This is a genomic window from Rhizobacter sp. Root404 (genome assembly GCF_001425865.1).
Lineage (GTDB): Bacteria > Pseudomonadota > Gammaproteobacteria > Burkholderiales > Burkholderiaceae_C > LMDS01.
Genome location: NZ_LMDS01000005.1, coordinates 25,885 through 39,705, shown reverse-complemented (window position 1 = coordinate 39,705; position 13,821 = coordinate 25,885). Strand labels below are relative to the sequence as shown.

Here is a 13,821-nt window from a genome sequence, read left to right as displayed (position 1 = left end):
CGGGCGTCGGCTCAGAGCCGCTGGAACGGCGGACGGCCCGTCAGGCGGCGCCACAGCAGCAGCGGCAATCGCAACGCGAACTCGAGCATCAGCCGGGTGTGCATCCAGGTCAGCAGGACGTTGTCGCGGCCGTACTGGAAATGCGAGACGCCGCCCTCCTCGGCCGTCAGGTACTTGACCGGCGCGGCCAGATTGAGCGGCTTGACGCCGCGCCAGGCCAGACGCACGACGGCCTCGGTGTCGAAATCGAAGCGGCGCATCCACGGCTGGCGCTGCATCACCGCGATCAGGTCGGCGATCGGGTAGACGCGGAAGCCGTACAGCGAATCGTCGATGCCGGCGCCGAGCGTCTCGAGGTTGGTCCAGCCGTTCGAGATGCGGCGCCCGCGCACGCGCAGCAGCGGCGCGGAGGCATCGAACACCGGCCGGCCCAGCACCATGGTCTCGGGGTGGCGCAGCGAGGTCTGCATGAACTCGGGGATCAGCGCGGCGGGGTGCTGCCCGTCGGAGTCCATCGTCAGCGCGTGCGTGAAGCCGGCCGCGCGTGCGGCCTGCAGGCCGTGCAGCACGGCCGCGCCCTTGCCGGCGTTGGCGGGCAGCTCGATCAGCCGCAGGCCCGGGTCGGCCGCGGCCATTGCCCGAAGGCCTGCGGGCGTGCCGTCGGTGCTGCCGTCGGTCACGACCCAGACCGGGGTCCACTGCGCCCGCGCCGCCTGGACCGTGGCATAGACCTGCGGGCCGGTGTTGTAGCTCGGGATCAGCACCAGGTGGCTGCGCGACGCCTCGTTCATCGGCTCAATTCTTCCGCGAAATACGTCTCCAGCCGCTTGAGCAAACCCTGATGGTCGGCCTCGGGCGCGAAGCGCCGGCCGAGCCGCACGCGGATCACGACCGGGAACTGCGGCGTGCGCCAGATCGGCCAGCCCTTGCCCAGATACGGCGACTCGGACTCGATCAACACGGTCTGGATCGGCACCTGCGCCATCTGCGCGATCAAGGTGATGCCGGGCCGGAACGGATTGATCGGCGGGTGGATGGTGCGCGTCCCCTCGGGGAACAGCACCAGCTGGCCGCCTTCCTTCAGGTTGGTCACGCAGCTGCGGATCATGCCGCGCGGCGGCTCGTTGCGGATGTAGCGCGCCAGCCGCGCGCCGGCACCGAGGAACGGGTTGCGCATCAGGCTCGCGCGCATGATGCAGATGCCGCGCGGCACGCGCGCGATCACCAGCAGCGCGTCGAGCATCGTCGGGTGGTTGGCCGCGATGATCAGGCCGGCGTCGCGCTCGAGCGCGTCGAGCGCGGTGTAGTCGATGCGCATCAGGCCGAGCCACTGCGCACAGGTCCAGAACCCGCGGTAGACCGACGAGATCGCCGCCCGGCCGACGACGACGCCCTGCGCGCGCGTCAGGAACGGATACAGCACCGTGCAGACGAGGTTCCACGTCAGCGACATCGCCCCGAGGTGGGCGAGCAGCACGTAGAAGAGGATGCTCTGGAAGAGGCGCCGCAGGCTACGCAAACAGCACCTCAGTCGGGGCTGGAGACTTGCGCGGACGAGGTCGCCAGGATCCACGAGACGCCGAAGCCGAAGGTCAGCGCGGAACGGCGCCGCACCAGCGGGCTGTCGTCGAAGGTGGCGCCGCGCAGCTGGTCGTAGCGCAGGAACGCGCCCACCCAGGCGTTGCCGAAGCGGCGCGAGCTCGCCGCCAGCGCGCGCCAGCCACCGTAGCCGCCATGCGCCTGGTAGGCCGGGCGGGAGGCGGTCGCGTATGCCGGATCGACACCGTAGAAGTAGCCGTGCTGCTTGCGGTCGGCGAACACCGGCCCGGTCAGCAGGCCGACGTTCCAGCCGCCGGCCACGCCGCCGAGATCGAGGTTCAGGTTCGGCTCGAAGGTCGTGCCGACGAAGCGCGGCGAACGCTCGATCGAGAAGCCGGCGCGCAGCGGCAGGCGCAGGTCGAGCTTCCAGCGGGCCGGGCGCGATCGGGCGAGCGTGATGTTCAGGTTCGGGCCGAGCTCGAACGTGCCGTGCAGGTCGGGCATGCCCTGGCGCGCGTCGTTGTCCGAGCTTTGCGTCGGGGTCGACGCCGCGGCGCTGATGTCGACCTTGACCCGCGCGGAGTCGAACAGCAGCGCGCGCGCGCCGTCGCGATCGGCCTTCAGCCAGGTGCCGCGGTAGACGATGTAGGGCAGCGGCAGCACATAGGCGTGGCGCTGGTCCGAGCCGCGGTAGTCGGGCAGGCTCAGGCCGGCCACGCCCAGGCCCAGTTCCCACAGCGGGCGCTGGACGCGCGTGCCGGTGCCGGCATCGACATCCGGTCCGGGCTCGACCGGTTGGGCGTTCGCGATGCCGCCAACCGCGGCGAGCACCAGCGCGGCGATGCGTTCGTTGCGGGTCTTCATGCGGGCGTCTTGCGCAACGCGAAGCCGTGGGCCTCGATCTCGACCAGCAGTTCGCTGCGGCAGATGTCCGCCTGCAGGTAGATGGCGTCGCGCGCGGCGGGCGTGTCGGCACCGACGGCCCGTTCGAACACCTCGCGAATGACGGCGAGGTCGTCGGCGCGGCGCACGTAGACGGTGTAGCTCAGCGCGTCGGCCGGGAACGGCACGCCGGCACGCTCGGCGGCGACCTGGCGCACGGTGTCGATGTTCAGCAGGCTCTCCTCGGTCTGACGCTTCACGTCGCCGACGTGCACGGTGGCGTGGCCGACGATGCTCGCGGTGCCGGAGATGAACAGCGCGTCGCGGCCGCCCCCTGCGTCCACCAGCGCCGCGCGCGAAAAGGTCGGGCTGCGCGGGCCGTAGGTGTCAGGGTAGCGGTAGGCGCTGACCTGACGCGGGTTCTCGATCGCCAGCGGCGGCCGACGGCCGGCCAGGAAGTAGACCCGCAACGGCCCGTCGCGCGTGCCGAGCGCGCACGCGGCGGGCGATCCCTCGAACGCGCTGCGGCGCGCCTCGATGAACGCCTGCTGGCGGCCCGCGTTGAACTGCCGGTAGCGCTCGCTGCCATCGGTCTCGCGGTTGATGTCGGCGAGGTAGTTCCACAGCCGCAGCAGGTTCGGGCTGCGGTTCTGCGCAAGTACCGCAAACAGGTCGGTGTACGCGCGGTGCGATGCGGCCTGCAGACCGACGGCCTGGTCATCGATCTCTGCCACGCCGTGCAGCCAATCGCCATCGGTCACGAACTGCACGCAGCCGTGCTGCTGGACGGCACCGACGCAGCCACCGAGCCACCAGTCGTGCGCAGGGCCCGGGCGTGCCAGCAGCGGGGCGTGCAACGCGGCAGCGTCATGACCGACGAGACGTCCGCCGAGCGCATGTGCCGCATCGACCGGCGGCGCGCCTGCGTCCAGCCAGACGCGGCGGAACAGCAGCGGTTCGGTGGCGACAGCGAGTTCGCGTGCGGACGCCGGAACCACACTCACGCGACCGAGCCCTCGACGTCGCGGATGTTGACGCGGCGGCGCTTCCAGGCGCGCACGGTGCGGCCGAGGTTGCCGATCGAAACGATGTAGTACAGCGCCTTCATCACGCGCAGCGACCCCCAGATCGGCGTCTTGCCGAAGATGTCGCCGGCCAGCAGCGACAGCAGCGCCTCCTTCACGCGCAACGGGTTCTGCGGGTACATGAAGAACTCGCGCATCGTCGGGTTGGTCACGCGGAAGATGAACCAGGAGAACTCGCGCGGCCCGTGCTGCATGCGCTTGTCGAAGCGGCGCCGCGCCGCGGCATAGGCATTGGGGCGATCGAGCGCGGTCTCGACCACGTCGGCGCCCTCGAAGGCGCTCTGCATCGCCAGGAACACGCCGCTCGAGAACACCGGATCGACGAACGCGTAGGCGTCTCCCAGCAGCAGGTAGCGGTCGCCGCTGCTGCGGGTGCTGCTGTACGAATAGTTGCCGGTGGCGTAGACCGCGTCATCGACCAGCCTCGCGCCGTCGAGCCGCTCGGCCAGTTGCGGACACAGCGCGATCGTGTCGCGCAGGAACTCGGGCAGCGGCCGCTTCTGGCGCGTCTTCAGGTAGTAGGGCCAGCACACCGCGCCGATGCTGGTGGTGCCGTCGGTCAGCGGAATGAACCAGAACCAGCCGTGCTCGAACCAGAAGATCGTGATGTTGCCTTCGAGCTTGCCCTCTAGGCGCTTGGCGCCGGTGAAGTGGCCATAGAGCGCCGAGCTGTTGTGCTTGGGGTTCTTTTCCTTGATCTTGAACTGGTTGGCCAGCAGCGTGTCGCGGCCGGAGGCATCGACGATGAACTTCGTGCGCCAGGTCTGGCGCGCGCCGTCGTCGAGCTCGACCTGCACCGTCGCGCCCTCCGCGTCGAATTCGACCGCGCGCACTTGATGGCCTTCGAGGGTGCGTGCGCCCCGGCGCGCGGCGTTGCGGAACAGGATCTCGTCCATCTCGGAACGACGCACCTGCCACGCGTACGGCATGCTCTTGTCCCAGGCCTCCGAGAACTCGACGAAGGCTTTGTGGTCGTGGTCGGGCGAGACGAATTCGACGCCCCACTTTGGCATGCCGACCGCAGCGATCGCGTCGCGCACGCCGAGCCGGTCGAAGAGCTGGACGTTCGCCGGCAGCAGCGATTCGCCGATGTGAAAGCGCGGGTGGTGCGCCTTCTCCATCACCACGACATCGCGGCCGCGCTCGCCGAGCAGGGCGCCGATCGTCGCGCCTGCGGGACCGCCGCCGACGACGAGCACGTCGCAGTGGAAATCAGGCGTGGCAGGAGAGGAGGACGGGGTCTTCATGGCCGGCGAATTGTATCGTCAGCCCTCCCGTCCAGACGGCGCACGCGTGCGCGCCGGCAGCGCCTATTCCCCGAGGTAGGCGGCGCGAACCTTCGGGTCGTTCAGCAGCTGTTTGGCGTCGCCGCTCATCGTCACTTCGCCCGAATCCATCACGTAGCCGCGCGAGGCCAGCTGCAGCGCCCGGCTCGCGTTCTGCTCGACCAGCAGCACCGTCGTGCCGCGCTGGTGGATGTCGTTGACGACCTCGAAGATCTTGTCGACCATGATCGGCGACAGGCCCATCGACGGCTCGTCGAGCAGCAGCACCTTGGGCTGGGCCATCAGCGCGCGGCCCATCGCGAGCATCTGCTGCTCGCCGCCGCTCATCGTGCCGGCGAGCTGGTTGCGGCGCTCCTTCAGGCGCGGGAAGATCGCGAACACCTTGTCGATGTCAGCCTCGATCTGCTTGTTGTCGTTGCGGATGAACGCGCCCATCTGCAGGTTCTCGGTGATCGTCATGCGGGTGAAGGTGCCGCGCCCTTCCGGCACCATCACCAGGCCCTGCTTGACCAGATCCCACGGGCCCTGCCCCTTGATCGACTTGCCGAGGTACTCGATGTCGCCGCCGACCGAGGGCTGGATGCCGGTGACCGCCTTCAGCGTGGTCGTCTTGCCGGCGCCGTTGGCCCCGATCAGGCTGACCAGTTCACCCTCGTGGACCTCGAAGGTCACGCCCTTGACCGCTTGAATGCCGCCGTACGCGACCTTCAGCCCGGTGACCTTGAGCAACGTGTTTGCCATGGTGTTCGTTCCCGTGCTCAGTGTTTCTTGTCGCCGGCGCCGAGGTAGGCCTCGATCACCTTCTCGTTCTTCTGCACCTCCGAGGCCGTGCCTTCGGCGATCTGCTTGCCGTAATCGAGCACGGTCAGGCGATCGCACAGGCCCATCACCAGCTTCACGTCGTGCTCGATCAGCAGGATGGTGCGGCCGTCCTTGCGGATCTGGTCGATCAGCTCGCGCAGCACCAGCTTCTCGCTGGCGTTCATGCCGGCGGCGGGCTCGTCGAGCGCGATCAGCTTCGGGTCGGTGGCGAGCGCGCGGGCGATCTCGAGGCGGCGCTGGTCGCCATAGCTCAGCGTGCGCGCCTTGTACTGCGCGAAGCGGCCGATGCCGACGTAGTCGAGCAGTTCCTGCGCGCGCTTGGCAATCGCGGCCTCCTCGGCCTTGAAGCCGGCGGTGCGGAAGACCGCGCCGACCAGGCCGGATTCGGTGCGGACGTGGCGCCCGACCATCACGTTCTCGAGCGCCGTCATCTCGGCGAACAGGCGGATGTTCTGGAAGGTGCGGGCGATGCCGGCCTTCGCGACCTCGTGCACTGCGGTCGGCTTGTACGGCTTGCCGCCGAGCTCGAAGGTGCCCGAGTCGGGCGTGTACAGCCCGGTCAGCACGTTGAAGAAGGTGGTCTTGCCGGCGCCGTTCGGGCCGATCAGGCCGTAGACCTGGCCCTTCAGGATCGTGATGCCGACATCCGACAGCGCCTGCAGGCCGCCGAAGCGCTTGGATACACCGGCGACATGGAGAATGGTTTCGCTCATGGTGGGGCGCTCCTCACTTGGCCGTCGGCACGATGGGGGTCACCGGCGGCGGGATCTGTTCGCCGGGCGTGAGGTGCGCGTGCGGATTCACGGGCAGCGTGTCGGGCGTGACGTCCTGGCCGTGCTCGGGCGACGGCCACAGACCGCGCGGCCGCGACAGCATGATGCCGATCATCGCGAGCGCGATCAGCAGCTGGCGCAGGATGGAGGCATCGAGCCGGCCGTCGGTCATCGCCTGCAGCGGCCCGGCCACGTACCGCAGCACCTCGGGGAGCGCCGACAGCAGCAGTGCGCCGACGATCACGCCGGGCAGGTGGCCGATGCCGCCGAGCACGACCATCGCGACGATCATCACCGACTCCTGCAGCGAGAACGACTCGGGCGAGATGAAGCCCTGGAAGCTCGCGAACATCGCGCCGGAGACGCCGCCGAAGGTGGCGCCCATGCCGAACGCGAGCAGCTTCAGGTTGCGGGTGTTGATGCCCATCGCCTTGGCGGCGATCTCGTCCTCGCGGATCGCCATCCAGGCACGGCCGATGCGGCTGCGCTCCAGGCGGTAGCAGACAACGATGCCGATCAGCACCAGCGCGAGGAACAGGTAGTAGTAGTTCGTGACCTTCGGGAACTCCATCCCGAAAAGCTCCTGGGTCTTGCCGAAGTGGACCCCGAACATCGAGATGTCGTCGATCTGCGCGATGCCTTTCGGGCCGTTGGTGATGTTGATCGGCGCGTCGAGGTTGTTCATGAACACGCGCACGATCTCGCCGAAGCCGAGCGTGACGATCGCCAGGTAGTCGCCGCGCAGCTTCAACGTGGGGGCGCCGAGCAGCACGCCGGCGCCGCCGGCCAGCACCGCACCGAGCGGGATGATCACCCACCACGGGGTGTGCAGCCCGTTCGGGAACATCGCGGCGATCGCCGGGAACGTGTCGGTCAGCTGCGGCGAGGCGAGCAGGCCGAACATGTAGGCGCCGACCGCGTAGAACGCGACATAGCCCAGGTCGAGCAGGCCGGCAAAGCCGACGACGATGTTCAGGCCGAGAGCCAGCAGCACGTACAGCAGCGCGATGTCGATGATGCGGACCCACGCGTTGCCGGCCTGCTGCGCGAGCAGCGGCAGGATCAGCAGGCCGATCGCGACGACCGCGATCTTGATCGTCTTGTTCTCTTTGAAGTTCATGTCAGTCGCTCCTGCGGGTCAGGCACGGTCCGCCACACGCTCGCCGAGCAGGCCTTGCGGGCGCAGCGTCAGCACGAGGATGAGCACGATGAACGCGAAGATGTCCTGGTAGTTGCTGCCCAGGATGCCGCCGGTGAACGCGCCGATGTAGCCGGCTCCGAGCGACTCGATCAGCCCGAGCAGCACGCCGCCGACCATCGCTCCGGCGAGGTTGCCGATGCCGCCGAAGACCGCCGCGGTGAAGGCCTTGAGGCCCGGCAGGAAGCCCATCGTGTGCTGCACCGAACCGTAGTTGGCGGCGTACATCACGCCGGCCAGCGCGGCCAATGCGGCACCGATGATGAAGGTGGCCGAGATCACCGCGTCGGGTCGCACGCCCATCAGGCCGGCGACGCGCGGGTTCTCGGCGGTGGCGCGCATCGCCCGGCCGAGCTTGGTCTTGTTGACCAGGTACATCAGCCCGCTCAGCGTGATCGCGGTGACGACCAGGATCATGATCTGCACGTTGTTGATGACCGCGCCGCCGACGTTGTACGGCTCGCTCGGCAGCAGGATCGGGTAGCTCTTGTAGTTCGGCTTCCAGATGATCATCGCCAGCGTCTGCAGCAGCAGGCTCATGCCCATCGCGGTGATCAGCGGCGCCAGCCGCGGCGCGTTGCGCAGCGGCCGGTAGGCGATCTTCTCGATGCTGTAGTTCAGCACGCAGCAGACGACGATCGCGCAGATCAGCGAGATCAGCAGCATCAGCCAGCCCGGCAGGCCCATGCCGGCCAGCGCGGTGACGACGGTCCAGCTGGTCAGCGCGCCCACCATCAGCACCTCGCCGTGCGCGAAGTTGATCAGGTTGATGATGCCGTAGACCATCGTGTAGCCCAGTGCCACCAGCGCATACACGCTGCCGAGCACCAGACCGTTGATGATCTGCTGGATGAAGGTGTCCATTCGATGTCACTCCTGCGTTGTCGACTCGGGTCGCGGCCCCGTGACGAGCTCGTTGCGATCCGGCGTGCCCGTCATTCGCGGGGCTGATTTCCGTGCCTCATCCAGTAGCAATAATCCGGCCACCATGAGTGCGCCGGCGGCCCGCCAAGTCAAGCCTGGGTCGGGCGCAGCGGATTCTAGGAGCCGGCGCAGGCGCTACCGACCCTGGCTTTCCCGGTAATGGTGCATCAAATCCGTATCAGGATCGACGCGGTCAACCGGGCTTGCGCGCGGCCTCGTTGAGCTGGCGGAGCTCTTCGAGGCGCTCGCCGATACGGATCTCGAGCCCGCGATCGACCGGCTCGTAGAAGCGCGGTGCGCGCACGTCGTCGGGCCAGTAGGACTCGCCGGCCGCGAAGCCGCCCGACTCGTCGTGGGCGTAGCGGTAGCCTTTGCCATAGTCCAGACCCTTCATCAACGCGGTCGGCGCGTTGCGCAAGCGCAGCGGCACGGCACGCGTGCCGTCCTGCTTGATGAACGCGCGGGCCGCGTTGTAGGCCGCGTAGACGGCGTTGCTCTTGGCCGCGACCGCGAGGTAGACGACCGCTTGCGCCAAGGCCAGTTCCCCCTCGGGCGAGCCCAGTCGCTCGTAGGTCTCGGCCGCATCCAGCGCCAGTCGCAGCGCGCGCGGGTCGGCCAGGCCGATGTCCTCGGTCGCCATGCGCACGATGCGACGCGCGGCGTAGCGCGGATCCACCCCGCCATCGAGCATGCGCACGAACCAGTACAGCGCGGCGTCCGGGTCGCTGCCGCGCACCGCCTTGTGCAGCGCGGAGATGGTGTCGTAGAACTGCTCGCCGCCCTTGTCGTAGCGCCGCAGCTGCTCGCCGAGCGAACGTTCGAGCAAGGCCTCGTCGATCTCCTTCACGCCCTCGGCGGTGCCCATCAGGTTCTCGTAGGCGTTCAGCAGGCGGCGGGCGTCGCCGTCCGCATAGCCGATCAGCCGGTCGCGCGCCGGCTCGGTCATCGGCGGTGCGCCGAGCAGTGCCTGCGCACGCGCGAGCAGTTCGCGCAGGTCGTCGTCGCCGAGCGGCTTCAGCACGTGGACGATCGCGCGCGACAGCAGCGCCGAATTGACCTCGAACGACGGGTTCTCGGTGGTCGCGCCGATGAAGGTGAACAGGCCCGATTCGACATGCGGCAGGAACGCGTCCTGCTGCGCCTTGTTGAAGCGATGCACCTCGTCGACGAACACCACCGTGCGGCTGCCGCCGTGGCGCGCGATCTGCGCGCGCTCGACCGCGTCGCGGATGTCTTTCACGCCGCCGAGCACGGCCGAGATCGCGATGAACAGCGCGTCGAAGCCCTGCGCCATCAGGCGCGCCAATGTGGTCTTGCCGACGCCGGGCGGGCCCCACAGGATCATCGAGTGCAACTTGCCGGAGGCGAACGCCACGCGCAGCGGCTTGCCTTCGCCCAGCAGGTGCTGCTGGCCGATCACCTCGTCGAGCGTCTTCGGGCGCAGGCGTTCCGCGAGCGGCGCCTCGAGCTCGTCGTCGAATGGCAGCAGCGGCTCGTCGGCCAGGCTCACGGGGTAACCTCCGTGCTACGCACTGCGGTGCGAGCCCCCGGGTCCACGGAAGTGGGCCTCTGCGTGGCCCATGGCGGCCGGGCGGGGCTCACGGCTGCTCTACGACGTCCGCCCCTGGCGGCGGCTTGAACTGGAAGGTCTCGGGCGCGATCACCGCGCCGGCCATGAACTGGCTGAACTGCAGCAGCGAGCGCTGGTCGAACGCGTCGACGATCTCGACCGCCGCGAGCTCCTTGCCGCGAAAGCCCACGCGGACCGACTTGAAGCTGCCCTCCTTCGACTTCGGCGTGGCCGAGACCCACTCGAGGCCGTCCTTCGCCGCGTCTTTTGCAGGGACGGGCGCGAGGTCGAAGTCCTTGTCGAGAGAACCGCCCGCCAGCAGCGCCGCCGGCGTGGCGCCGAGCGCGGCGCTGAACTTGCGGGAACTCGCCTGGTTCAGGTCGGCGTCGTAGATCCAGACCTTCTGGCCATCGGCGACGATGACCTGCTCGAACGGCTTGGCATACGCGAATCGAAACCGGTTCGGGCGCGTGAACTCGAAGCTGCCGGTCGACGTCTTCTTCTTCGCGCCGTCGGGCGACGTGACGGTCTGGGTGAACTGCGCTCGACCGCTCTTCACGTCGCGGATGAATTCGCGCAGCGTGTCGACCGAGTCGGCGCGCGCGGCGATCGCGATCAGGCCGAGCGACAGCGCGATCAGGGTTCGTTTCATTCGGCGGGGCGGTTCGGGGCGATGATGTCCCGGTTGCCGTTGGTGGACATGCTGGATACGAGCCCGGACTTCTCCATTTGTTCCAGCAATCGCGCCGCGCGGTTGTAGCCGATGCGCAGATGGCGCTGCACCAGCGAGATCGACGCGCGCTTGTGCTGCAGCACGATCGCGACCGCCTGGTCGTACATCGCGTCGCTCTCGCCGCCGCCCATCACGCCGCCTTCGCTGGTCAGCGCATCCGGGCCGTCGTCGAGCACGCCGCCTTCCAGGATGCCCTCGATGTAGTTCGGCTCGCCCTGGCTCTTCAGGTACTCGACGACCCGGTGCACCTCGTCGTCACTGACGAACGCGCCGTGCACCCGCACCGGGAAGCCGGTGCCCGAAGGCATGTAGAGCATGTCGCCCATGCCGAGCAGCGCCTCGGCGCCCATCTGGTCGAGGATGGTGCGCGAGTCGATCTTGCTGCTGACCTGGAAGCTCAGGCGCGTCGGGATGTTGGCCTTTATCAGCCCGGTGATCACGTCGACGCTCGGCCGCTGCGTCGCCAGGATCAGGTGGATGCCACAGGCACGGGCCTTCTGCGCCAGGCGCGCGATCAGCTCCTCGATCTTCTTGCCGACGACCATCATCAGGTCGGCGAGCTCGTCGATCACGATCACGACGTTCGGCAGCCGCTCCAGCGGCTCGGGCTGCTCCGGCGTCAGGCTGAACGGGTTCGGGATCAGTTCGCCGCGCGCCTTCGCGTCGTCGAGCTTCTTGTTGTAGCCGCCGAGGTTGCGCACCCCCATCTTGCTCATCAGCTTGTAGCGGCGCTCCATCTCGGCCACGCCCCACGTGAGCGCGTTGGCAGCGAGCTTCATGTCGGTCACGACCGGGCACAGCAGGTGCGGGATGCCTTCGTAGACGCTCATCTCGAGCATCTTCGGGTCGATCAGGATCAGGCGCACGTCGCGCGCCTCGGCCTTGTACAGCAGGCTCAGGATCATCGCGTTGATGCCGACCGACTTGCCCGAGCCGGTCGTGCCGGCCACCAGGCAGTGCGGCATCTTCGCGAGGTCGGCGACGACCGGGTTGCCGACGATGTCCTTGCCCAGACCCATCGTCAGCTGCGAGCTGGCGTCGTTGTAGACCGCCGAGCCCAGGATCTCGGACAGGCGGATCGTCTGACGCTTGGGGTTCGGCAGCTCGAGCGCCATCGTCGTCTTGCCAGGGATCGTCTCGACCACGCGGATGCTGATCAGGCTCAGCGAGCGCGCCAGGTCCTTCGACAGGTTCATCACCTGCGAGCCCTTCACGCCGGTGGCGGGCTCGATCTCGTAGCGCGTGATCACCGGGCCCGGCGAGGCGGCGACCACGCGCACCTCGACGCCGAAGTCCTTCAGCTTCTTCTCGATCAGCCGCGAGGTCATCTCGAGCGTCTCGGGCGAGACGCTCTCGGTGCGGCCGGGTGCGGCGTCGAGCAGGTCGACCTGCGGCAGCTTGGTGTCGGCCAGCTCGGTGAACAGCGGCTTCTGGCGCTCCTTGACGACGCGTTCGCTCTTCGGCACCTCGACCACGGCGGCCTCGATCACGATCGGCAGATGGTCCTCGTGCAGCCGGTGTTCGACATCGACGATCACCTCGCGCTCGCGCAGCGCCTGCTCGCCGACCCGCACGTCCTCGGCACGCTCGATGCGCTCGACACGGCGCTCCCGCAACGAATCCGCCCAGGCACCGATGCGCTCGGCCAGCCGCAACCACGAGAAACGCAGCGCCATCGCGATGCCCGCCACCAGCGCGGCGATCCAGAGCACGCCCGAGCCCGCAAATCCCAGCAGTTGCTGGCTCAGGTGGCCGAGCGTGTAGCCGACCGCGCCGCCCGCGTGGCCGCCGGCCACCCGACCCTCCCACTGGTACAGGCGCGTCCATTCGAGCGCCGAACTGGCCGCGAGGAGCAGCGCCAGGCCGGCCCAAAACAGCCAGAGCGGGCGCGGCGCGGCAGGCGGGGCCAGCGGCGCTGCCGTGTCGCTGCGCAGCACGCCGGCCAGCGCGCCGAGCCAGGCGCGCAGCGCGACCGCCACGGCCCACCAGACCGAGTAGCCGAAGACGAAGTACGCGATGTCCGAGAACCAGGCGCCGAGTGCGCCGGCCTTGTTGAGGGGGACCTGGGCGATGCCGGAGGTCGAGAACGCCGCGTCTGCGGCGTTGTGCGTAGCCAGCGCGATGACCGCCAGCAACCACAGCACACCGCCGATCAGCAGTCCGAGCTGGGCGCGCCAGCCGGCCGGATGATGCGGCGCAGCAGCGTTGCGCGGGAAGGACGACGAGCCGGAGACGAGGCCACCGGCGGGGTTGCCGTCGGAGCGGAGCGAACCGAGTGGAAAGGTCATCCGCGGATTGTGGCCGATCAGCTCTGCGTCAACTGTTCCTTGATGATGACGGAGCCGCTTTCCTGCGTCTCGATCATGCCGCGTTCCTCGAGGTCCTTCATGACGCGGCTGACCATCTCGCGCGACGCGCCGACGACCTTGGCCAGGTCCTGGCGCGAGACCTTGTTGCGGATCGTTTTCACATCGCCTTCCATCTCGGCCATCTCGAGCAGCGTGCGGGCGACGCGGCCGTAGACGTCGAGCAGCGCGAGCGACTCGATCTGCCGGTCGGCGCTGCGCAGGCGCTGCACCAGCCCGCGCATGATCGCGTACGACAGGCTCGAGTTCTCGGGCAGGCAGCGCGCGAACTCTGCGCGGCCGAGGATGAGCATGTCGGTCTGGACTTCGGCGCGCACCGTCGCCGAGTGCGGCTCGTTGTCGATCAGGCTCATCTCGCCGACATAGTCGCCCGGCTGCAGCACCGCGAGGATCACCTCACGGCCGCGCGAATCGGCGGTGAGGACGCGGGCCCTGCCGGTCAGCAGAATGAACAGCGCGTTCGATTTCTTGCCGTGCTCGACGACGATCTCCCCGCGCCGGAACCGGCGTTTGACCACCGCGTCGGCGATGCCCTGCGCCTGGTCGTTGGTGAGGAGCGAAAACAGCGGGACCCGCCGAATCAGGTCGAGATTGGACAACATCGCCATGCGGATTTGCCTTTGCTTTTGTTGAAAACGGGCCT

Annotated in this window: 13 protein-coding genes; all 13 read right to left on the bottom strand. The window is 68.5% G+C overall.

What is annotated here, in order from left to right; genetic code table 11:
* Positions 1-11: 11 nt before the first annotated feature.
* Positions 12-791, bottom strand: coding sequence for a glycosyltransferase family 2 protein (locus ASC76_RS14320; protein WP_056467561.1), 780 nt, complete (start codon positions 789-791; stop codon positions 12-14).
* Positions 788-1,519, bottom strand: a complete 732-nt coding sequence (locus ASC76_RS14315) for a lysophospholipid acyltransferase family protein (RefSeq protein WP_235580469.1) — start codon at positions 1,517-1,519, stop codon at positions 788-790. The genes ASC76_RS14320 and ASC76_RS14315 overlap by 4 nt, the downstream gene beginning before the upstream one ends.
* An 8-nt stretch (positions 1,520-1,527) precedes the next feature.
* A complete protein-coding gene (locus ASC76_RS14310; protein ID WP_056467558.1) occupies positions 1,528-2,403 on the bottom strand; it encodes a MipA/OmpV family protein in 876 nt (291 codons plus the stop codon).
* Complete coding sequence (locus tag ASC76_RS14305; RefSeq protein WP_157615717.1) at positions 2,400-3,425, bottom strand: hypothetical protein; 1,026 nt, start codon at positions 3,423-3,425, stop codon at positions 2,400-2,402. Before ASC76_RS14305 ends, ASC76_RS14310 begins: the two co-directional genes overlap by 4 nt.
* On the bottom strand, positions 3,422-4,753 hold the full coding sequence (locus tag ASC76_RS14300; protein WP_056467552.1) for an NAD(P)/FAD-dependent oxidoreductase: 1,332 nt from the start codon (positions 4,751-4,753) through the stop codon (positions 3,422-3,424). The genes ASC76_RS14305 and ASC76_RS14300 overlap by 4 nt, the downstream gene beginning before the upstream one ends.
* A 63-nt stretch (positions 4,754-4,816) precedes the next feature.
* Complete coding sequence (locus ASC76_RS14295) at positions 4,817-5,533, bottom strand: ABC transporter ATP-binding protein (protein ID WP_200947165.1); 717 nt, start codon at positions 5,531-5,533, stop codon at positions 4,817-4,819.
* Positions 5,534-5,550: 17 nt separating this feature from the next.
* Positions 5,551-6,327, bottom strand: coding sequence for an ABC transporter ATP-binding protein (locus ASC76_RS14290; protein WP_056467549.1), 777 nt, complete (start codon positions 6,325-6,327; stop codon positions 5,551-5,553).
* Between the two features lie 13 nt (positions 6,328-6,340).
* Positions 6,341-7,507, bottom strand: coding sequence for a branched-chain amino acid ABC transporter permease (locus ASC76_RS14285; RefSeq protein WP_082549196.1), 1,167 nt, complete (start codon positions 7,505-7,507; stop codon positions 6,341-6,343).
* Positions 7,508-7,525: 18 nt separating this feature from the next.
* Entirely contained in the window at positions 7,526-8,449 is a 924-nt protein-coding gene (locus ASC76_RS14280; RefSeq protein ID WP_056467546.1) for a branched-chain amino acid ABC transporter permease, read from the bottom strand.
* A gap of 253 nt (positions 8,450-8,702) precedes the next feature.
* Positions 8,703-10,019: a replication-associated recombination protein A gene (locus tag ASC76_RS14275; RefSeq protein ID WP_235580468.1), complete on the bottom strand. Its 1,317-nt coding sequence runs from the start codon at positions 10,017-10,019 to the stop codon at positions 8,703-8,705.
* An 88-nt stretch (positions 10,020-10,107) separates the two neighbouring features.
* The gene (gene lolA, locus ASC76_RS14270) at positions 10,108-10,731 is read right to left on the bottom strand and encodes an outer membrane lipoprotein chaperone LolA (RefSeq protein WP_056467543.1); all 624 of its coding nucleotides are present in this window, start codon (positions 10,729-10,731) and stop codon (positions 10,108-10,110) included.
* Positions 10,728-13,100, bottom strand: coding sequence for a DNA translocase FtsK (locus ASC76_RS14265; RefSeq protein WP_056467540.1), 2,373 nt, complete (start codon positions 13,098-13,100; stop codon positions 10,728-10,730). Before ASC76_RS14265 ends, lolA begins: the two co-directional genes overlap by 4 nt.
* Before the next feature lie 17 nt (positions 13,101-13,117).
* Positions 13,118-13,786 (bottom strand): Crp/Fnr family transcriptional regulator, encoded by a 669-nt coding sequence (locus tag ASC76_RS14260; RefSeq protein WP_056467537.1) that lies wholly within the window; start codon positions 13,784-13,786, stop codon positions 13,118-13,120.
* Between the last annotated feature and the right edge of the window lie 35 nt (positions 13,787-13,821).